At 67.1% G+C, this 20,326-nt stretch carries 15 protein-coding genes; 6 read left to right on the plus strand and 9 right to left on the minus strand.

Going from position 1 to position 20,326, the window contains the following annotated elements:
- Window positions 1-46: 46 nt before the first annotated feature.
- Complete coding sequence (gene mutL, locus CRO01_RS08495; RefSeq protein WP_097008701.1) at window positions 47-2,338, minus strand: DNA mismatch repair endonuclease MutL; 2,292 nt, start codon at window positions 2,336-2,338, stop codon at window positions 47-49.
- Window positions 2,339-2,458: 120 nt separating this feature from the next.
- Window positions 2,459-5,245, minus strand: coding sequence for a DNA mismatch repair protein MutS (gene mutS / locus CRO01_RS08500; RefSeq protein ID WP_097008702.1), 2,787 nt, complete (start codon window positions 5,243-5,245; stop codon window positions 2,459-2,461).
- A 235-nt stretch (window positions 5,246-5,480) separates the two neighbouring features.
- On the opposite strand from mutS, the gene CRO01_RS08505 reads away from it, so the two are divergent.
- On the plus strand, window positions 5,481-8,699 hold the full coding sequence (locus tag CRO01_RS08505) for a methyl-accepting chemotaxis protein (RefSeq protein ID WP_097008703.1): 3,219 nt from the start codon (window positions 5,481-5,483) through the stop codon (window positions 8,697-8,699).
- Between the two features lie 30 nt (window positions 8,700-8,729).
- Here CRO01_RS08505 and thiD read toward each other — a convergent pair whose 3' ends face one another.
- Both thiD and CRO01_RS08515 read right to left on the minus strand, forming a co-directional pair.
- Window positions 8,730-10,076, minus strand: a complete 1,347-nt coding sequence (thiD, locus tag CRO01_RS08510) for a bifunctional hydroxymethylpyrimidine kinase/phosphomethylpyrimidine kinase (protein WP_097008704.1) — start codon at window positions 10,074-10,076, stop codon at window positions 8,730-8,732.
- Between the two features lie 60 nt (window positions 10,077-10,136).
- Entirely contained in the window at window positions 10,137-11,165 is a 1,029-nt protein-coding gene (locus tag CRO01_RS08515) for an AIR synthase family protein (RefSeq protein WP_097008705.1), read from the minus strand.
- 152 nt (window positions 11,166-11,317) lie between these two features.
- Between CRO01_RS08515 and CRO01_RS08520 the strand changes: the two genes are divergently transcribed.
- Window positions 11,318-12,415, plus strand: coding sequence for a sulfite exporter TauE/SafE family protein (locus CRO01_RS08520; RefSeq protein WP_218839164.1), 1,098 nt, complete (start codon window positions 11,318-11,320; stop codon window positions 12,413-12,415).
- A gap of 15 nt (window positions 12,416-12,430) precedes the next feature.
- Here the strand turns inward: CRO01_RS08520 and CRO01_RS08525 are convergent, their stop codons facing one another.
- Window positions 12,431-13,063 carry a DsbA family oxidoreductase gene (locus tag CRO01_RS08525; protein ID WP_097008706.1) on the minus strand — a complete coding sequence of 211 codons (633 nt, stop codon included), beginning with the start codon at window positions 13,061-13,063 and terminating at the stop codon, window positions 12,431-12,433.
- A gap of 123 nt (window positions 13,064-13,186) precedes the next feature.
- Window positions 13,187-14,029 (minus strand): VOC family protein, encoded by an 843-nt coding sequence (locus tag CRO01_RS08530; RefSeq protein ID WP_097008707.1) that lies wholly within the window; start codon window positions 14,027-14,029, stop codon window positions 13,187-13,189.
- Between the two features lie 93 nt (window positions 14,030-14,122).
- Here CRO01_RS08530 and CRO01_RS08535 point away from each other — a divergent pair, with 93 nt between their 5' ends.
- Window positions 14,123-14,842, plus strand: a complete 720-nt coding sequence (locus CRO01_RS08535; protein ID WP_097008708.1) for an NAD(P)-binding oxidoreductase — start codon at window positions 14,123-14,125, stop codon at window positions 14,840-14,842.
- Window positions 14,843-15,028: 186 nt separating this feature from the next.
- Here the strand turns inward: CRO01_RS08535 and CRO01_RS08540 are convergent, their stop codons facing one another.
- Window positions 15,029-15,619 (minus strand): 50S ribosomal protein L15e, encoded by a 591-nt coding sequence (locus tag CRO01_RS08540; RefSeq protein ID WP_097008709.1) that lies wholly within the window; start codon window positions 15,617-15,619, stop codon window positions 15,029-15,031.
- 319 nt (window positions 15,620-15,938) lie between these two features.
- Here CRO01_RS08540 and CRO01_RS08545 point away from each other — a divergent pair, with 319 nt between their 5' ends.
- Both CRO01_RS08545 and CRO01_RS08550 read left to right on the plus strand, forming a co-directional pair.
- Window positions 15,939-16,130, plus strand: coding sequence for a DUF1328 family protein (locus CRO01_RS08545; protein ID WP_097008710.1), 192 nt, complete (start codon window positions 15,939-15,941; stop codon window positions 16,128-16,130).
- Window positions 16,131-16,246: 116 nt separating this feature from the next.
- Complete coding sequence (locus CRO01_RS08550) at window positions 16,247-17,086, plus strand: class 1 fructose-bisphosphatase (protein ID WP_097008711.1); 840 nt, start codon at window positions 16,247-16,249, stop codon at window positions 17,084-17,086.
- 52 nt (window positions 17,087-17,138) lie between these two features.
- On the opposite strand, the gene pfkB is transcribed toward CRO01_RS08550, so the two are convergent.
- Window positions 17,139-18,050, minus strand: a complete 912-nt coding sequence (pfkB, locus tag CRO01_RS08555; protein ID WP_097008712.1) for a 1-phosphofructokinase — start codon at window positions 18,048-18,050, stop codon at window positions 17,139-17,141.
- Window positions 18,051-18,812, minus strand: a complete 762-nt coding sequence (gene glpR, locus CRO01_RS08560; RefSeq protein WP_097008713.1) for an HTH-type transcriptional regulator GlpR — start codon at window positions 18,810-18,812, stop codon at window positions 18,051-18,053. It abuts the gene before it with no gap.
- 363 nt (window positions 18,813-19,175) lie between these two features.
- Here glpR and CRO01_RS08565 point away from each other — a divergent pair, with 363 nt between their 5' ends.
- Window positions 19,176-20,324: a PTS fructose transporter subunit IIC gene (locus tag CRO01_RS08565; protein WP_097008714.1), complete on the plus strand. Its 1,149-nt coding sequence runs from the start codon at window positions 19,176-19,178 to the stop codon at window positions 20,322-20,324.
- The last annotated feature ends 2 nt before the right edge of the window (window positions 20,325-20,326 follow it).

Raw genomic sequence — 20,326 nt, forward strand, 5'->3', positions numbered from 1 at the left:
TCACGAACTTCGCGCCGAGAGCGCCGCCGTCCTCACCGAGCGCTTGCTATCCCCGCCGACCGCCGTGGCCGGGGTAGTCGCGTTCGAATCGGTCCTCGATCTCCTCGCCGTCGACCTCGATGACGACCGGGCGGCCGTGCGGGCAGGCCCACGGGTTCTCGCAGTCGTCGAGCGCGTCGAGCAGGTCGACGACCGACCCCTCCCGCAGCGACGTGTTACCGGTGATCGAGGGGTAACACGCCAGATCTGCGATGAACTCGTCGGCCAGCGATTCGACGGCGGCTTCGCCCCCGCCGTCGGCGTCGCCCTCGATGAAGGATGTCAGCACGTCTCGCAGGCGCTCGGGCGCCAGCGTCTCGTCGAGGACGGCCGGCACCGTCGAGACGGAGGCTCGCCGGCCGTCGCGCTCGGCGTAAAAGCCCAGTTTCGCCAGCGCTTCGCGGTACTCGTCGAACAGCGCGGCCTCCCCCGCGGTGAGTTCCAACTCGACCGGACTCGCCAGTGCTTGGGCGGTGGTGTCGCCCTCGAACTCGGCTTTCAGGCGCTCGTAGTTGACCCGCTCGTCGGCGGCGTGCTGGTCGATCAGCGCCAGCCCCTCGTCGGTCTCGGCGACGACGTAGGTGTCCTGTAACTGTCCCAGCACGCGGAGCCGCGGGAGGCTGTCGTACCGGCGTTCGTCGTCGACGACATCGCCGCCGAGCGTGCGCTGGTCGTGGGGGCCGGTGAACTTCCCGTCGTCGACGGCGACCGCACCGGAGCCGTTCGATGCCGAGTCGGCACTCGCTGTCTCAGCGTCGCTGCCCGACGATCGGGACTCGGCGTCGAGCGTCGAGTCGTCTGCGTCTGTCCCGTCGAACGCAGACCTCTCCCTTCCGAACGTCGACCGTTCGCTGCTCGATGCCGACACCGAGGCGTCGTCAGAACCGGCGGCCGCTGCGTCGGTTGTCGTGTCGGCGCCCGCTGACGACGGTCCGGTACTCGCCGTCTCGCCGGTCTCGCTGTTCGACGCCGCCGTCGCCGATGCGTCACTGCTGTCCTCGCTTCCGGCGTCGTCGCCCGCTCTAGCATCCGGCGTCGCTGCGGGCGAGTCGGCGGGCTCGGATGTGGGCGTGGCGTCGGTCTGGCTGGTCGCTCCGTCGTCGGTGCTCGCTACGTCGCTCTCATCGTGGCTGTCGCCAGTCGCCGCGTCGGCGTCTGCCTCGGGCGCGATCGAGGTTTCCTCCGGCGCCGAGCGGCCCCGCGGCGCCGACGAGCGCACGAGGCCGTGGTCGAGCAGCGCGTCCTCGACGGCGGCCCGGACCTGCCGTCGCACCCCGGCCTCATCGCCCCATCTGATCTCCATTTTGCGCGGGTGGACGTTCACGTCGACCGTCTCGGCTGGTACCTCCAAAAAGAGCACGACGAAGGGGTACCGGTCGCTGGCGAGCTGGCCGCCGTAGGATTCGAGGACGGCCTCGCGCACCGCGGGCGAGCGGACGTACCGGCCGTTGACGAACGTCGAGACGTACTCGCGGCTCGACCGGGTCGTTTCGGGGTGGCTGACGTAGCCAGAGACCTCGTCGAGGGGGCCCTCGGGGAACTCGCTGCCGACCTCGGGCGCGGCGTCGACGCCGATCATCGACGCGGCGACGTCCTTGCCGTACACCGCGAGCAGCGTCGATTGTAAGTCGCCTTGGCCGGTGGTGGCGAACACCTCGCGGCCGTCGTGTTCTAGGGAGACGGCGACGCCGGGATTGGCCAGCGCGTACTGGGTCACGACCCGGTTGACGTGGGCGAACTCGGTGGCCTCGGTCTTGAGGTACTTCTTCCGCGCGGGCGTGTTGAAAAACAGCTCCTCGACTTCGACCGTCGTGCCCTCGGGACAGCCTGCGGGTTCGACCGATTCGACCTCGCCCCCGACGTAGGTCAGCCGGGTTCCGGCGTCGTCGGCGCCGCGGGGCTTCGTGGTGATCGTCGTGCGAGAGACGGCGCCGATGGTGTTCAACGCCTCGCCCCGGAACCCGAGCGTTCCGACGCCGGCGTCGAGGTCATCGACGTCGTCGATCTTGCTCGTCGTGTGTTCCCGTACCGCCGCCCGAACGTCGGCTTCGCTCATTCCGACGCCGTCGTCGCGCACGCGGATGGACTCGACGCCGCCGCGCTCGACGGCAACCTCGATGCGCTCGGCGTCGGCGTCGAGACTGTTCTCGACCAGTTCTTTCACCGCGGAGGCGGGCCGCTCGACGACCTCGCCGGCCGCGATGCGCTGGACCGTCTGCTCGTCCAGTTTGCTGATCTCCGATGCGGCCTCGACGGGCGCGTCCGCGTCGGCGCCGTCGGCGTCTGACGCGTCGGTCACGGCGCACTCACCTCTCCTGTCGGGCCGGACGACGGCGTTCGATTCATGCTCCACTGTGGGCGGTCGTCCCACTAAAACGCGCGGTTCGGAGCGGATGTGGTCAGGCCGGTCCGCAGTCGGTCACGCCCCGTCGAGTTCGTCCTGCCACTCTTGGACCTTGGCCATCAACTCGACCGGCGGGGTGTCGTTGATGCTGAGGTCGGCCAGCTCGTCGAGCACTTCGGCGGCGCTCTCGTCGAGTTCGGCGTCGCCGTCGTCCGATCCGTCCTTGGACGCCGTTCTCTTGTTTTCGCCGCCGGACGCCGTCCTCCCGCCCTCGACGCCGGATACCGCGTCGTTGGACGCCGATCCGCGGGCTGCCGATTCCGCCCCGCCGTCGGCGCTCGCCGTCGTCATCTGACCGCTTTGCACGTCGAAGACGACCTGTTTCGTCTCGCCGCCGCTCCCGCCGCTACCTCGGATGTCGATCGCCTCGTCGTCGCGCAGCCGGGCGAGCACGTCCTGCGAGCGGTCGACGACCGGATCGGGAACGCCAGCAAGATCCGCCACGTGGATGCCGTACGAGCGGTCGGTCGGCCCGTCGCGCACAGTCCGGAGAAAGGTGACTTCGCCGTCGGTTTCGTCGGCGGCGACGTGGACGTTCGCAACCGTGTCGAAGTGGTCGCCCAGCGCGGTGAGTTCGTGGTAGTGAGTCGCAAACAGCGTCCGGGCGCCGATCTCGTTGACCAGATACTCGGTGGCGGCCCACGCGATCGAGATGCCGTCGTACGTCGCCGTTCCGCGGCCCACCTCGTCCAAGATGACCAGCGACTCGTCGGTCGCCGAGTGGAGGATGTTCGAGAGCTCTTGCATCTCGACCATGAACGTCGAGCGCCCCTGTGCCAACTCGTCGAGCGCGCCCACGCGAGTGTAGATGCCGTCGACTACCCCGACCTGCGCCGACCGGGCCGGCACGAAACTGCCGATCTGGGCGAGCAACACGATCAGCGCGGTCTGGCGCATGTACGTCGATTTCCCGGACATGTTGGGGCCGGTGACGATCAGGAACCGGCGGTCGTCGGTCAGGCTCGCGCCGTTGGGGACGAAGTCGGTCGTCTGCTCGACGACGGGATGGCGTCCCTGCTCGATTTCGACGGGCTCGCCCGGCTCGGCGAGTTCGGGGCGCGTCCAGTCGTTGCCGACGGCGTGGACGGCCAGACTCGCCAGCGCGTCGATCTCGGCGATCGCTCGTCCCACGTCCTGTAAGGTCTCGGCTGCCGCGGCGACGGCGTCGCGCAGTTCGCAGAACAGTTCGTACTCCAAGTCGCCGCGGCGCTCCTCTAGGCGCATGATTTCGCGTTCCTTCTCCTCCAGTTCGTCGGTGACAAACCGCTCGGAGTTTTTGAGCGTCTTGACGTTCTCGTAGTGCTCGGGCACCCCGTCGGCGGCGGACTTGCCGACCTGAATGTAGTAGCCGTCAGTCTTGTTCCGACCGACGCTGACGTGAGCGAGTCCGTACTCCTCGCGCTCGCGTTCGGCGAGCGTGTCGAACCACTCCTCTACCTGTTCGTGGCGCTCGATGATCTCGTCGAGTTCCTCGTCGAACCCCTGCGTGAGCATTCCGCCTTCGCGGACGGTCGAGGGCGGGTCCTCGGCCAGCGCGGCGTCGAGTCGCTCGCGCAGTTCCGCGGCGGCCTCGCGGTCAGGTTGGTCGACAATATCGGTCAGCGGCGAGTCGGCAAGCTGTGGCGCGGCGTCGATCGCGGCTTCCAGTTCGGGCAGCAGGCCGAGCGTATCCCGCGCCGCGAGCAGATCTCTGGCGTCGGCGCTGCCGTGGGTCGACTTGCTCGCCAGCCGTTCGAGATCGTAGGCCTCGCCCAGCGTCTCGCGGAGCTCCTCGCGCGCGAGTGCGGCGGCCGCCAGCGCCTCGACGCTCTCTTGACGCCGTCGGAGTACGTCGCGGGACCGCCGTGGGCGCTGGAGCCACTCCTTGAGCAGGCGCCCGCCCGGACTGGTGACGGTGTGGTCGATCGTGTCGTACAGCGACCCCGAGCGGTCGCCCTGCATCGTCTCGGTCAGTTCGAGGTTGCGCTGGGTCGTCGCGTCGAGTTCGACGTGGTCGGCGTCCCGGTAGCGCTGCAGCCGCGTCATCGACGCCAGCACGCCAGTTCCCGTCTCTTCGACGTAGGCGACGATGGCGCCGGCCGCCCGGATCGCGGCGTCGGCGTCGATCCCGACGCTGTCGACGGTTTCGGCGCCGAACTGCTCGCGGAGTGCGCGGTCGGCCCCGCCGGGCGCGAACGCGTCGGCGTCGAACAGCGTCGGCGTCGCGCCGGTCCGGTCGCGGACGGTGCCGAGTAGATCGTCGTCCTCACGGACCGCCGGCCCGGGAAGCACTTCGACTGGATCGAATCGGTACAGCTCGGTCAGTGTCTTCCCCCGCGGATCGTCGCCGTCGATTTCGGTGACGTAGAACCGTCCCGTCGTCACGTCGGCGAAGGCCAGCCCGTAGGCGTCGGCGCCGCCCCCCGAACGGGAGTCGGCGGTGCTCCCGCTCTCGACGACGGCGGCGACGTACCGGGCGTCGGCGTCGCTCGTCTCCAGCAGCGTCCCCGGCGTGGCGACGCGCTCGATCTCCCGGACGTGCCCGGAGTCGGTCTCGCGCTGATTGGCGACGGCGACGCGATACCCTCGCTCGACCAGCGCCTTGAGATACGGCGTCAGTTCGGCGACCGGAACGCCGGCCATCGGGTACTTGGTTCCCCCGGAGGACTTCTTGGAGGTCTTCAGATCCAACTCCTCCCCGACGAGTTCGGCGTCCTCGTCGAAAAATTCGTAGAAGTCACCGACCTGCATCGCCAGCACGTCCGCGTCGCTCGACCGCTTGAGCGACTTGAACTCCCCCACGATTCCCTCGGCCTCAGTCATACTGGTGCCACGTCGCCGTCCGGATAAAATCCTGCTGGTCGCGGATGAGGGCCGGTAGCCGGCTGCGTCCGATCGCCTTCGTGGTCACCGACGCTCCCGCCGGACCGTGTGGCGCCTTTCCAGCAGCATGGCCCCTGACTGCGTCGTTTCGTATATATGCTATCTTTGTACGATCTACTGTCCAATCATTTACCAATGCATGAATTTATATTGCTTCAGGGATTGCTCACGCGGTATGCTCGATTCTCTCAAACGGCTGGTTCCTAACAGGATCCGCCGGAGCTATGCGGCAAAATTCGCTATCGTTGTGATCGTAATCGGGCTCTCGATCGGTCTCATCGGCGGGGCTGCAACCGCCGTCATTTCGGACGAGATCGAGCAGAGCGTCAGCAGCGATCACGCCACCATCGCCTCGAACGACGCCGACAGCGTCGAGCGGTGGCAAACGGCCAAAGCTAACAACATCAAGATCCTCTCCCGGCAGGATCAGCTTCGCGCCGACACCGGTAACGAAACCGAGATCAGCAATCTCATCGACTATTTAGAACGGTACAGCAGCGAGAACGACGAGACATCGACACACCTCGAAGCGATTCACGTGGTGAATCGGAACTCGGGTGACGTCGTCACCTCGACGAACGTGTCGCTCCGCGGTGAGACGGTCTCCAACGAGAACCACCCGTGGGTTGACGCGACCGCGTTCGACACGCAGGGCGTCCACGTCACGACCGCGTACCCGGGCGGTGACACCTACTTCATCACGCTTGCGACGCCGGTCGACGGCAACGACGACCGCCTCGTCGCGATGTCGTTCAACGCACAGGAAGTCGGGGAGTCGATCCTCTCTGGGGCGTCCCGCCAGCTGAACAACCCGAACGTCGACAGTAGCTTCAGTACGGTCGTCGACAGCGACGGAAACGTCGTCATGCACGACCGCGACGGCGGTTCGCTCGTCGGCGAGCAGTACCCGACCTCGAGCCGGTCCTTCGAGATGGCACAGGACGCGGTCAGTCCCCAGACGATGGTGACCGGCTCGACGGCCGGCATCATCGACGAGCGCCACGTCGTCGGCGCCCAGAAGATCGGCGGCCAAACGTCGAGCATCGGCACCGATTGGTACGTGATGGTGCACACGCCGTCCGACGAGGCGTTCGGCTTCGTCTCGACGGTTCGCCAGTACGGTATCGGTGCGACGCTCGGCGGCGTTCTCCTGATCGGTCTGATCGGGGCCATCCTCGGACGCAACACCGCGGTTGCGATCGATCGGCTCACCTCCAAGACCGAGGAGATGGAGTCGGGCAACCTCGATGTCGACTTCGAGACCAGCCGTATCGACAACATCGGCCGGCTCTACGACGGCTTCGCCAACATGCGCGACGCGCTTCGTGAACAGATACGCGAAGCCCAGCAGGCCCGCGAGGAGGCCGAGCAGGCACGGGCCGAGACCGAACAGATGAACGAGCATCTCGAAACCAAGGCCGACGACTACCAGCAGGTCATGGAAGCGGCCGCCGAGGGCGATATGACCGCTCGGATGGATCCGGAAAGCGACAACGAGTCGATGACCCAGATCGGCCGGACGTTCAACGAGATGCTCGGCGAGATCGAGGCCACCACCGAGCAGCTCAAGAACTTCGCCGCGGAGGTCGCCACCGCAAGCGAGCAGGTGACCGCCTCCAGCGAGGAGGTTCGCTCCGCCAGCGAGCAGGTGACCGAGTCGATCCAAGAGATTTCCGACGGCGCCGAGCGCCAGAACGACTCCCTGCAGTCGGTCAGCCAGGAGATGTCCGGCCTCTCGACGACGATCGAGGAGATCGCCTCCTCGTCGAACGAGGTCGCCGACATCGCCGAACGGACCGCCAACACGGGCCGGGAAGGCCGCGAAGCCGCCCAGCAGGCGATCGAGGGGATGAACTCGATCGAGGCCGAGAGCGAGGAAGCGGTCGAAGAGATCGAGCAACTGCAGGAGGAAGTCGCCCAGATCGACGACCTACTGGAGTTCATTACCGAGGTCGCCGAGCAGACCAACATGCTGGCGCTCAACGCCAACATCGAGGCCTCCCGCTCGGGCGAGTCCGGCGAAGGCTTCGCCGTCGTCGCAGAGGAGGTCAAGGAACTGGCCGCAGACACCAAGGAAGCGGCCGAGGACATCGAAGACCGCCTCGAACAGATCAAGGCCCAGACCGACACCACGGCCGAGGAGGTCCGCAAAACCTCCAACGAGGTCTCCCAGCACACCGACTCGGTGCGCGAGGCCGCCGACGCGCTCGAGGAGATCGCCGGCTACGCACAGGAGACCAACACGGGCGTCCAAGAGATCAGTGCGGCCACCCAGCAACAGGCCGCTTCCACCCAGCAGGTCGTCGCCATGGTCGACGAGGCCGCGACGATCAGCGAGGAGACCACCGCCGAAGCCGAAAACGTCGCCGCCGCCGCCGAGGAGCAGACCACCGCGCTGACGGAGGTCTCGCGCTCGGCATCTGATCTGGCCAATCAGGCGTCCCAGCTCTCCGAGGCGCTCGATCGCTTCGACACCGACGCCGACCGCGAGCCGGGCCAGTCCGAGCTTCCCGACGGGCAGGACAACGCGTTGCCGTCTGCCGAGGAACTGGCCGCCGACTTGGGCGGCGAGCCTGACGACGCCGATACGTCCGAAGAGGGCGCTGAGCCCGATGCCACGCCCGAGGAGGAGGCCAACGAGGCCACGTTCGACGATCCGCTCGGCAACGCCGACTCGCAGACACAGCCGGAGACCGATTCCGTGCAGTCCCGCGAGTCCGACACCGCCCCCGCGAGCGACGACGCCGATCCGGCGACGCTCAACCGCACCGAACCAGTGGACGATAGCAACGAGTCGGTGGCGTCCGACGACGTGGTCGACGCCGGCGCTTCGGTCAGCGATTCCGGAGGCGACCAACCGACCGATACGACTGCACAGGATCACACTGACACGACTGCACAGGAGACAGAAGCGACCGCTCTCGGTGGCTCGACCGACGACGCGGCCGAACCGGACGACGCCGAGGACGCGGCTGACGCCGACAGCGCGGCTGCTCCGATGGGCGCTGCAGACGAGCCAGCCGACGCTGGCGACGACCAGTCCACGAGCCCGTTCGACAGTGATCCGCTCGGTGGCACTGACGCCGCCGAGGACCAAGGCGCACCCGTTGCCGGCGACGACGGCGAACAGGCCGGGAACGACGAGTCGGCCGCCGACGCCGAGGCGCCGGATCCGCTCGGCGATATCGAGTCCGACGACAGCACGGAGTCGATCACGCTCGGTAGCGAGGCTGACGCGGCTGACGACGACGATTCCGTCGACGCGGAAGCCGACGCTGATGCGGCTGAAGCAGACGAGCAGTCCGAGGACAGCGAGGCAGACGACGAGACGAACGATGACGACATGTTCTCGTTCGTCCAGTCGGAGCCCGAGAACCGCGACGACGAGAACTGAGGCGGCCTTCTTTTCCTAGCGGCCGTTTGATCAATCCGTTCGATCGAGTTCGTCCGCGAGCGCCAGCGTGCGCTCGGCCAGTTCGGACGAGCGCTCGGCCAGCACCGTGACCGAGCGCGTCCGTTCTTCGAGAAGCGCCGTCGGCGTCCCGTCGGCGTCGTCGACAGCCGTTTCGACGGCATCGCTCGCGGAGCGGGCGGCCGAGCCGTCGGGCGCGCGGTAGATCGCTCGCTCCCAGTCGAGGTCGTCGACCGCGGCGACCGCACGGGGCGACCTGACAGTGGCGGCGAAGCGAGTCGCGGGGTCGATTTCCCTGACGCCCAGCAGAACCGTCGCCTCGTCGTCAGCGACGCCAAAACGGACGCCTCGGTTCGCTCGGAGTCCTCGCCGCGTCCCGCCGACTCCTCCTTCGACCCCCGCGACCTCGGACGGGCGCTCGGCGTACGGCGTCGCGCCGACGATCTGGAGGCCGCCCTCCTCGGCCAGCGCGTGGGCGCCGGAATCCACGAGTCGGTCGAGCACCTCCTCGATCGCTTCGGCAGTCGCGGCGCGGTCGGCGCGCTCGCTCCGTGCGACGCCGTGATTGACTGCGCCGGGCCCCTCGCCGACATCGTAGTGATAGCGTACCGCTCGTTCCATGAACGAGACGCCCTCGGCGACCGCATCGCGCAGCGACTCGCCGCGTGCCAGACGGGCGGCGACGGCGCTCGACAGCGTACAGCCCGAGCCGTGGGTGGCGTCGGTGTCGATGCGGGGGTGCTCGAAGCGCTCGGCGCTCTCCTCGGTAACGAGGAGGTCGACGACGGCGTCTTCACGAGCGTCGGCGTCGAGATGGCCGCCCTTGACGAGCGCGGCGTCGGCGCCCAGTTCGACGAGCGCCTCGCCGGCAGCGCGGGCGTCAGCGACGGTTTCGAGCGGGCGGCCGGTCAGCACCTCGGCCTCGTCGGCGTTCGGCGTCACGAGCCGGGATCGGGCGATTAGGTCCTCGTAGGCGTCTTCGGCGTCGGCGTCGAGCAGCCGGTCGCCCGAACTGGCGACCATCACCGGATCGACTACGGCGGGTGCGTCGCTGGCGGCGACCTGTTCTGCGACGAGGTCGATCACGGGCGCGGTCGCCAGCATCCCCGTCTTGATCGCGCCCACGTCGAAGTCCTCGACGACGGCGTCGATCTGCGCGTCGATCTGTTCGACCGGCAGGACGTGCGTTCCCTGCACGCCGGTCGTGTTCTGAGCGGTCGCAGCCGTGATCGCGCTCGTGCCGAACACGCCGTGGGCGTCCATCGTCTTCAGATCGGCCTGAATCCCCGCGCCGCCGCCCGAATCGCTCCCGGCGACGGTCAGCGCGACCGGCCGCTCGTCGGGTGCTGGTCGTCTCATACTCGCCAGTATAAGCGGCACGTACAAATCGGTGATGGAGGCCGACGGCGTCGCGGCGAGTCAGGCGTCGTCTTGCAGTTTGCCCATGTGCTCCTCGAAGGCGGCCCAGAACGGGTCGTGACCGGGATGGTCGACGTGCTCGCCGTCGACGGTCAGGCCCGAGCCGTCCGTGACCGTCCCGATTTCGGCGGCGGGGATGCCCTCGTCGTCGAGCGCGGCCAGCACGTCGTCGACGCCGTCCGGCGCCACGGCGGCCAGCAGCGTCCCCTCACTGATCGAGATCCACGGATCGATGCCGAAAAACTCGCAGGCCTCCAGCACCCCGGGCTGGACCGGAACAGCGTCGCGCTCGATCTCGACGCCGACGCCGGCCGCGCGGGCCATCTCGTAGAGGCCGCCGTGGACGCCGCCCTCGGTCGCATCGTGCATCGCGCTGACAGGACCGGCGCGAGCGGCCGTCAGCGCGTCCGTCACGGGACTCATGTCGTAGAACCGGTCTTTGGCGTCCTCGATGACGCCGTCGTCGAGGTCGTCCTGCATCAGCGACTCGAACTGGATCGACAGGAGGCCGGTCGCCTCGATCGCCGGCCCTTTCGTGATGACGATTTTGTCGCCGGGGCGCGCGCCGTCGGGTCGGACAAGATCCGCGGCGTCGCCGACCGCGATCGACGTGCCGCCGCCGATCATCGGGTAGTTACAGCCGGCGTACCGGCCGGTGTGACCCGTGACGATGCTGACGCCCAGCTCGGTCGCCTCGCGGTCGAACGTTTCCCAGAGCGTGGCGAACTGCTCGTCGGTGATCTCGCCGGGCATGTTCAGATCGACGCTGAGATGCGTCGGCGCCAGCCCGGAGACGGCCACGTCGCTCAGCAGGATGTGGACGGCGAACCACGCGGCCCGCTCGAAGCCAAGCGACGGCATCACGAACACCGGATCGGTCGCCATCGCGGCGACCTGCTCGCCCATGTCGACTACCCCGAAGTCCACGCCGTGTTGGGGTCCGAGCGTCACGTCCTCGCGCTCGGCGCCGAGGTTCGGGTAGACGTACTCGTCGAAGAACTCGCGGTCGATTTTTCCGAGGTCGCTCATGCCAAGCGGTATTCCCGCGATGTATTTAGTGATAATGAATCACACACCAGATACAGCGCCGTCGGCCACACAGACGCTATTCGAAAATGATTACATCCACTGAGGAGCGGCGCTTTTTTTAGTGTGCCCCAACTCACGGTCGGTCACTGTCCGTGAACGTCCCATCGACGCCCTCGTTCGACCGGTTCATCGCCGCATTCCTGCGGTATCAGCACGTGTTCGTTTTCGCCGCTCCGGTGCTTTTCGTCGGACTCGTCTACGCCGCGGCTCCGACGCCCGCCGGTGCTGGCGCCGACTACTGGCTAGAGTTCTGGTGGCTGTTCCCGTTTTTCCTGCTGGGAGCGACCATCGTGAACACCGTGGGGATCAGCGGTGCGGCGCTTTTCGTCCCGTTCCTGATCTTCATCTTCCCGCTGTTCGCCGATCCGCTGTCCTCCCAGACGCTGGTGAAAGTCGGCCTGATCAGCGAGTCCTTTGGACTCTCTAGCTCCGCGCTTGCTTTCATCTCCTACGGGCTGGTCGACCGTCGGCTGTCGATCGCGCTCGTCGCCGGGGCGCTGCCGCTGGTCGTCGGCGGCGCGTTCCTGTCGTTTTTCCTTCCCGAACCCGTGTTCCAGCTGCTGCTGGGGCTCGTGCTGGTCATCTCGGCGGTGCTTCTCTTCCGGCTCGATCTGGGCCACGAGGCGCCCGGCGAGGACGCCGACGATAGCCCGGCCGCCGCGGCAGACGGTGGTACCGAGGGCGTGCTCCCGGACGACGCCGACAAGCTCGGCGTCGCGGGCGTCGCCGTCGACGACGGCCAAGTGACACGCGTCGACAAGGACGGCAACGAGTACCGGTACGACCGGTCCGGCTACCTGCGTCGCTTCGGAACCTACGGCTTCGGCGGAATCTTCCAAGGCGTCGCCGGCTTCGGTATCGGCGAGATCGGCATCGTCTCGATGCTTACGTCGTCGATCCCGGTTCGCGTCGCCATCGGCACGAACCACATCGTCGTCGCCACGACGGCGATCATCGCGTCGCTGACCCACGTGTTCGGCGGCGGACTGGTCGGCCACGGCACGATGAACCTCGCGTCGACGCCGTGGAACATGGTCGTGTTCACCGTGCCGGCGACGGTCATCGGCGGCCAGATCGCCCCCTACGTCGCCGCGGCGCTCGACACCAGCACGCTCAAACTGTTCGTGGCGAGCCTGTTCGCGCTCATCTCGACGGCCCTGTTCGTCATCGCCGGGCAGGCGCTGCTCTGACGCCGCGCTCGATTCTCACTCGCCTTCGACCAGACGCCGCAGTTGCTCTGGCGGCACCGCTCCTCTGGCGGCGTGGCCCTCGTAGGCGAACGTCGGGACGCCCGTCACGCCTTGGCGCTGGGCCGTAGTGAACTGTTCTGTGAGCTCCTCGCGCAGTCGATCGTCGTCGAGAGCGTCCTCGATCTCCTCGGGATCGAGATCGGCGTCGGCGGCGATGTCTGTCAGCACGTCGGCGTCGCCGATATCACGGCCCTCCTGCCACAGCGCGGCGTAGATCGCCTCGTCGAACGCCAGCCACCGCTCGTAGGGGTAGTGTTCCTTGACGTAGTAGGATGCTACTTGCGCGTCCAGCGAGTCGATCTCGCGGGATAGCTCGAGTTCCATCTCGGCGTCGTAGCGTTCCTGTAGCCGCCGGACGTTCTCTTTTGCCTGCTCGAAATATTCTTCGTCTTTGCCGTCGTCGACCGAGTGGTCGATTTCGCCGTCGGGCCCGCGCTTGCCCGACCGCAGGTCGAAGGGGCGCCAGTCGATCTCTAACTCCTCCTCACGCTCGTCTTGGTACTGGTCGAGCGACTGCCGCCCGAGATAGCAAAACGGGCAGACGTAGTCGGCGAACACGGTGATCCGTTCGGCTCCTGTCTGGCTCATGTGACGACGTAGCGCTGCCATCCCGAAAAGTGCCCCGCGGTCGTGAGCCGTCGGCGTCCACGCGCGCCGGACGTGATCTCACCGTGCGCTGGGCGTGGTCCCGGCGCGCGCTGGACGTGACCGCTACTCCTCGGCGCGCACACGGACGGTGATCCCGTCGGGTGCTTCGACCCGCACCGCGCCATCGTCTCGTTCGACATCGACGCCGCGCGTTTCGAAGCGCTCTCCGACCGCCGCCAGCGCATCGGCGTCGGGGACGACGACCTCGAACGCCGTCAGTCCACGGTGGTCGCCGACCGGCGTGGACCGCCCGTTCCACGTGTTGATCGCCAGATGGTGGTGGTATCCACCGGCCGACAGGAACGCGGCGCCGTCGTCGAACGCGCCCGACACCTCGAAGCCGAGGTCGTCGACGTAGAACGCCCGCGAAGGCGCCAGCGCCGACGTTTCGAGGTGTACGTGCCCGAGGTCGGTTTCGGCGGGAAGCGCGGTGTCGGCGTCGCCGTCGTCGAGCGCGTCGAACGCCAGCGGTTCGGTGGTCATCACGACCCGTCCGTCCTCGTCGTAGGTCCACTCCTCGCGCGGTCGGTCGCGGTAGATCTCGATGCCGTTGCCCTCCGGGTCGCTCAGGTACAGCGCCTCGCTGGCGTCGTGGTCGGAGGCCCCCGCGAGGCGCCACTCTGATCGAACGCGTGCCAGCGCGTCCGCGAGGGCGCCGCGGTCGGGCACTCGGATCGCTAGATGAAACAGTCCCGCCGCGGTCCGGGGTCGTTCTGTCGCCTCCGGAGCCTCGACCAACTCGACGAGCGCGGTCTCGCCCGCCCGAAGTGTCGCCCGATCCCCCTCTCGATCGACCGTCGGGACGCCGACGACGCGCCGATAGAACTCGACCTGCTCGTCGAGATCGTTCACTCGAAGCGTAACCATCCCCATCCGCGTCTCCGGTGGTAATCCGTCCGCTCCCATAGGTGGCGTTGGTCGTTATCACGCTTGAGCCTGTTCGCCGACCAACCGCTTTCCGGTTCCCACGCTTATGACCTGCGCCGTGGTACGCGGCGTATGTCCGCACCGATCGAGTGCGTACTCGTCGCGGGCGCGAGCGGCGGCACCGGCCGGGAGATTCTCACGCAACTGCGCAACGCGGGGGTCGTCGTGCGCGCGATGACGCGCTCGGCCGACCGAGAACTCGAACTGAAGCGCCGCGGCGCCGACGAGGTGGTCGTCGGCGACCTGCTCGACCCTGCCGACGCGGTTCGAGCGGCCGAAGGCTGTGACGCCGTGCTCTGTGCGGTCGGCACCGGGCCGAGCCCGCGCCACCTGCTGGGGGGCGACCTCGTCGACCGCACCGGGGTGGCGAACCTGCTGACGGCCGCCATCTCCGAGGGCGTCGACCGGTTCGTCTACGAGAGCGCGATCGGCGTCGGGAACTCGGCGCCAGGGATGCCCTTGCCGTTCCGGCTGGGGATCCGCGCGACGCTCCGTGCGAAAGCGGCGTCCGAGAGCGCCCTCCGGGCGTCGGGGCTGGAGTACACGATCCTCAGGCCGGGTCGTTTGACGAACGACCCCGCGACTGGCGACGTGCTCGTCGGGCGGGGCGGCGACACCGTCTCCGGAGCGATCCCGCGGGCCGACGTTGCGCGCCTGATGGTGGCGGCGCTGTTCACGCCCGAGGCCAGCGGCGAGACGTTCGAGGTGGTGAGTCGGGAGGGACTGCGCGGCGACGCCGACGGACTAGTCGACGTGGACTGGCGCGTCCCCGAGGCGGTGACCGAGCCCTGATCGGTCGTCGGTACGACGCCGTGGACGAGTGCCGTATCGGAGTTATAGACGAGCAGCGTGCCGACGCAACGGGCGACATTGGGCTGCTCCCGCAGGCGAGCGTCGTTTCGGCGTCCAGACACACAAGTGCGGCCGAGAGCGCAGCCGCTGGCGGGCTGAAAAATACGGGAGAAGTTGGAGCGGCGTCTACTTGCCGCGGCCGCTGTCGCCGTTGATCGAGGGCTTGGTGTGCTCGGTACCCTTGCCGCGGTTCTGCTGGCCGCGACCGCGCTGACCGGCGCTGGTCTTGCCGCGGAACGCGCGACCCTGATGGGTGTCGTCGCAGATCCAGTTGAGCTCGTCGTCGTTCTCGATCGCGGGGTGGTTCGGGTCCAGAAGGATGACTTCGTGCCACTTCTGGCTGCCGTCCTCGCCAACCCAGTAGCTGTTCAGCACGCGCAGGTTGCGGAACTTCCGGCTGGCGCGCTCCTCGGCGATGCGCTGGAGGTTCTTGCGCCGCGTGATGCGGTTGACGCCTTGGCGCTTGGTGCGTCGGCCGGCCTTGTGTCGGACCTTGCGGGCCGAGCCCTTGCGGACGCTGACGCGTGCGACGACGACGCCCTGCTTTGCCTTGTAGCCCAGTTCGCGGGCCTTGTCCAGACGGGTGGGGCGCTCGACGCGTTCGATGGCGCCTTGGTCGCGCCATTCCTGCTTGCGCTGCCACTGCAGTTCGGCGAGCTTTCCGTCGCCCGGGTTCTTCCAGGCGTCCTTGATGTGCGAGTAGAAGCTTCGTGCCATGGTTGTATCACCACGGGCGTTGCGTGGTTCAGCCGGCAGCCCGGCCACATTCCGTCCTGTCGAAGAGTCGGCAGGTGCCCGCTGGTGCCCGTGTCGTCCAGCGAGTTATCCGATTTTGGCCAGTTCGTCGCTTAAGGGCTTCGAAAGGGCTGCCGATGTCGACGTGCGATCGCAGGTATGCCGAGGCTGTAGCGGATAATCGGACCGTTACAAAGACGACCTTCGAGTGATCTGCCGGTATGTCACTGGCACGTAGCGCCGCCCGGCGGCGGCACGTCGCGTCGAAACTGCGGTGCCAACCGCGAGCGAGTGATCGTCGATGAGCGCGTTCCGCCTGACGCTCGTGCTCCAGCTCACCGGCGAGTTTCTCCAGTGGGCGATCCTGTTTGCCGCGCTGGCGATCGTGGCGGCCGCGCTCGGCGCTCGCGGCGTCGCCGGCGTATCGATGAACCTCGCGCGTGTCTTCGTGTTGCTCTTTGTGGTGCTGGCGATCATCTCGTTGTTGCTCTAATCGCTGCTCGAACGCGCGGAAACGTGCACGTCCACAAACTGTTAGTGATCGCGCGGAGTGGCTTCGGATATGAACGTACGACACCACCGAGCGGGGCGCTCCAGCGCGGAGGGCCGATGAGCACCGTCGACGCCGTTGTCGACGCCGTGGTCGAGATCGCGCCCGATCTGCGGGCCGCGCTGGCGGAGACGCGCGGCACGAAAAGCGGTCGGAACCCCAGCGGCGACCAGCAGTCGGGCGCCGATCGCGCACTCGACGACCTGTTCTACGAGGCGCTGGCGGCGCTCGACGGCGTCGGCGAGTTCGCCAGCGAGGAACGCGACGGCGTCGAGGACGTGGGCGAGGGGTTCAGCGTGGCGATCGATCCGCTGGACGGCTCTTCGAACCTGCGCTCGAACACGACCGTCGGGGCGATTCTGGCCGTCTACGACGCCGACCTGCCCGCGTCGGGCGAGGACTTGCTCGCCGGGATGGTGCTGGTCTTTGGTCCGGCGACGACGCTGACCGTCGCCGCCGACGGCGAGGCGACCGAGCACGTGCTCGACGACGGCGAGATCGTCGACTCGTCGCCGGTGTCGCTCACAGACGCCGAGGACGTTTGGGGGCTCGCGGGCGGCCCCGACGAGTGGTCAGACTCCGTCACCGCCTTTGCCGACGACCTCTACCACCGCGCGAAGCTCCGGTACACCGGCGCGATGGTCGCCGACGTTCAGCACCTGCTCGCTATCGGCGGCATCGTCGGCTATCCCGCCCAGCGCTCCCGTCCCGATGGCGTGCTCCGGCTGCAGTACGAATCGAACCCGGTCGCCTACCTCGTCGAGTGTGCCGGCGGCGCGGCCTCGACCGGCGATCAGCGTATCCTCGATGTCGAGCCGAGCGAGCTCCACGAACGAATCCCGACGTTCTTCGGGACCCAGTCGCTGATCGACGAGTTAGAGGAGCGAATCGGCGAGTGATACTGTCGGATCGGGCAGGCGAGGGACGGCTTCCACGCACAAACCGCACGTGCTAGCTGCCGTATTCGGTTAGCTCGACGCGGTCGGACGCCGCCGCCAACGCGTCGAACGACGGCACGTTCGTCCCCGGCTTGGCGACGACCCGCGAGGCGACGGCGACGCCGCGTCGTAGCGCCGCCCGCTCGTCGTTTCCGTCAACCAGTTCCGAGAGAATGCCGGCCAGCATCGCGTCGCCGGCGCCGACCGTGTCTGCGACCTCGACATCAAGCGCGTCCGCGTGAAGCCGAGCGTCACCCGCGAGCAACGCCCCGTCGGCGCCCAGCGAGGCGACGACGCGTTCGAACCCCTGTTCGTGCAGTTCGTCGGCGGCGGCGAGACAATCCTCGACCGACTCGACCGGTCGGTCCGTGGCGGCGGCGAGTTCCGCACGGTTTGGCTTGCACAGCGCGTACTCGGCGTCGAGTTGCTGGAGCGTCGCGCCGCCCACATCGACGACGGCATCCCACTCGCCCGCCCCGGCCACCCGGTCGATGGCCTCGGGCCCGAGCCCCGGCGGGAGGCTCCCAGCGATCAGGACGATCTCGGGGTCGTGACGCGCGATGGTGTCGATCGAGTCCTCGACGACGGCGCCGTCGACAGCCGGGCCGTCGTGATTGATCTTGAACTCGCCGTCCTCAGAGAGAATGGTCGTGTTCAGTCGGGTGTGGCCCTCGATCTCGACGAGATCGTTCGGAATTCCTTCCGCGTCGAGCTCCGTCCGGATGTACTCACCGAGGAAGTCACCGACCAGACCGGTGGCGACCGTCTCGGTGCCCAGTCCGACGAGATACTGAGAGACGTTGATTCCCTTGCCACCGGCGTCGAACTGCGCCTCGTCGGTGCGCGCGACGGCGCCGGGCGCCGGCATCGCGTCGACCTGAATCGTGTGATCGACCGCCGGGTTGAACGTCACCGTAACGATCATTCACTGCACCTCGACGACGGTGACATCGCTACTCTCGAACTGTTCTTCGAGGTCCGGCGGTACCGCCGTGTCGGTGACGAACACGTCGATGTCGTCGAGCGCGGCGAACCTGATGAAGCTCTGCTCGCCGAACTTCGACCCGTCGGCGACCAGTACGACGCGGTGGGAGTTCTCGATCATCAACTCTTTGACCCGCGCCTCGTCCTCGTTGGGCGTCATCAGCCCGCCGTCGGCGTCGATCGCGTTCGTCCCCAGAAAGAGCACGTCGAACGTCGTCCGCTCCATAAACCGCTCCGCGCTCGGGCCGACTAGCGCCCGCGTCGGACGGCGCAGCGACCCGCCCGTGAGCTTCACCTCGGTGCCGTCGTCGTCCAGCTCCATCGCCTGCAACGGCGAGTTGGTGACGGCCAGCACCGAGTCGTTGGCCGGGAGCTGTTTGGCGACCTGCATGGTCGTCGATCCGGCGTCGAAAAACACCACCTGATTATCGTGGACCTCCTCGACGGCGCGCTCGGCGATGGCGACTTTGCCCTCCAGATTCTGGACTTCCTTCTGCCGGTAGGTCTGTTCTTGCCCGACGGAGGTCGCCGGCACCGCGCCCCCGTGCGAGCGCTCGATCAACTGCTTGTCGGCGAGTTCGTTCAGATCCCGGCGAATCGTCGCCTTCGAGCAGTCCATCTCGTCGGCGAGTTCCTCGACCGAGCAGCCGTCCCGGTCCGAAACCAACTCGACTATCTTTCGCTGGCGTGCTTCCGGTAGCATGAATCGTCCGTTCGTTCGACCGATTGTACGCCAGCAGTATAACTGTTTGTCACTTGTTGCGATTGAATCTGATTGAATATAATTTGTAGTGGCGAAAATCCCCGGAGAATCCGGCGTATAGCTGACTGAGAACGTTGGAAACCGTGATAGAATGCACAATGTTGATCTACATGAGTCTCAGTACCGCGTGAACAGTTCACAAATTTTGCCAGTAGGCCGCGATATACAGCTGCAAACCCCGATGTGATTGACTCGCTCACCAGTTCGTGCACACAGATCCGTTCCGAGACGACAAAACAGTAGAAAACAATCACATCCGAAAATACTTTTGCATATGTAGCAGTACTATGGCACAGAGCGACAATGGCAACCAAAGATGAGGCAGAAAGCAGGCTTCGCTCGCACGTAACGTCGGTCAAAGAGGACCTCATGACGGGGGTCTCGTTCATGATCCCGTTCGTCACGATCGGCGGGATCTTCCTCGCCGTCGGGTTCATGGTGACCGAGATCCCCGGCTTCGCAGGAACGACTGAGACGGTGTTCGACACGCCCGGTTCGGCGGGCTGGTTCCTCGCACAGATCGGCCTGCTCGGGCTCGATATAATGATCCCGATCCTCGGGGCGTACATCGCATACGCGATCGCAGACAAGCCCGGGCTCGCGCCGGGGTTCATTCTCGCGTACACAGTTCAACAGGTACCGATCATCGTCGAAGCAGGCGAGTTGGTCGGCATCGCCTCGGAGGGGGCCAGCGCGGGCTTCCTCGGCGCCATCGTCGCCGGTCTGCTCGCCGGCTACGTCGCCAAGTGGATCAAGGGCTGGAACGTTCCCTCCGCGATCCGCCCGATGATGCCCATTCTCGTGATTCCCGTGTTCACGACTGCGCTGCTCGCGCCGATCATGATCTTCGTGCTCGGCGTGCCGATCGCGCTGGCCGACGCCGCACTGACCGAGACGCTGCAGGGGATGCAGGGATCGAACGCGGTACTACTCGGTCTCGTTCTCGGAGCCATGATGGCCTTCGACATGGGTGGCCCCGTCAACAAGGTCGCGTACGTCTTCGGTACCGTGCTGGTCGCTGACGGCATCTACGGTCCGATGGCCGCCGTGATGATCGCCGGCATGACGCCGCCGCTGGGGCTGGCGCTGGCGAACTTCGTCGCCCCGCACAAGTTCGCGCCCGAGATGAAAGAAAACGCCGTCGCCGCCGTGCCGATGGGGCTCTCCTTTATTACCGAAGGGGCGATTCCCTACGCGGCTGCTGACCCCCTGCGCGTGATTCCGAGCATCATGATCGGTAGCGCCGTCGCCGCCGGCACTGCGATGGGTCTGGGCGTCGGAATGCCCGCACCTCACGGTGGCATCTTCGTCATCTTCGTCGCCGAGAACGTCATCGGCTTCCTCGCGAGCATCGCACTGGGGACGCTGCTGACCGCGGGCATCGTCGCGCTACTCAAACCCGACCACGAGGACGCCGTCGCCGACGAACCGGAAGCAGGCGCCGCGGCCTGAAC

Origin of the sequence: Natronoarchaeum philippinense (assembly GCF_900215575.1) — an archaeon.
Classification (GTDB): domain Archaea; phylum Halobacteriota; class Halobacteria; order Halobacteriales; family Natronoarchaeaceae; genus Natronoarchaeum; species Natronoarchaeum philippinense.

What these genes read in the sequence shown, in the direction of transcription:
- thiD (WP_097008704.1), bottom strand. Translation starts at nt 10,076, where the DNA reads ATGAGACGACCAGCACCCGACGAGCGGCCGGTCGCGCTGACCGTCGCC.
- glpR (WP_097008713.1), bottom strand. Translation starts at nt 18,812, where the DNA reads ATGCTACCGGAAGCACGCCAGCGAAAGATAGTCGAGTTGGTTTCGGAC.
- CRO01_RS08515 (WP_097008705.1), bottom strand. Translation starts at nt 11,165, where the DNA reads ATGAGCGACCTCGGAAAAATCGACCGCGAGTTCTTCGACGAGTACGTC.
- CRO01_RS08550 (WP_097008711.1), top strand. Translation starts at nt 16,247, where the DNA reads ATGAGCACCGTCGACGCCGTTGTCGACGCCGTGGTCGAGATCGCGCCC.
- CRO01_RS08540 (WP_097008709.1), bottom strand. Translation starts at nt 15,619, where the DNA reads ATGGCACGAAGCTTCTACTCGCACATCAAGGACGCCTGGAAGAACCCG.
- CRO01_RS08545 (WP_097008710.1), top strand. Translation starts at nt 15,939, where the DNA reads ATGAGCGCGTTCCGCCTGACGCTCGTGCTCCAGCTCACCGGCGAGTTT.
- CRO01_RS08530 (WP_097008707.1), bottom strand. Translation starts at nt 14,029, where the DNA reads ATGGGAGCGGACGGATTACCACCGGAGACGCGGATGGGGATGGTTACG.
- CRO01_RS08535 (WP_097008708.1), top strand. Translation starts at nt 14,123, where the DNA reads ATGTCCGCACCGATCGAGTGCGTACTCGTCGCGGGCGCGAGCGGCGGC.
- mutS (WP_097008702.1), bottom strand. Translation starts at nt 5,245, where the DNA reads ATGACTGAGGCCGAGGGAATCGTGGGGGAGTTCAAGTCGCTCAAGCGG.
- CRO01_RS08505 (WP_097008703.1), top strand. Translation starts at nt 5,481, where the DNA reads ATGCTCGATTCTCTCAAACGGCTGGTTCCTAACAGGATCCGCCGGAGC.
- CRO01_RS08525 (WP_097008706.1), bottom strand. Translation starts at nt 13,063, where the DNA reads ATGAGCCAGACAGGAGCCGAACGGATCACCGTGTTCGCCGACTACGTC.
- pfkB (WP_097008712.1), bottom strand. Translation starts at nt 18,050, where the DNA reads ATGATCGTTACGGTGACGTTCAACCCGGCGGTCGATCACACGATTCAG.
- CRO01_RS08565 (WP_097008714.1), top strand. Translation starts at nt 19,176, where the DNA reads ATGGCAACCAAAGATGAGGCAGAAAGCAGGCTTCGCTCGCACGTAACG.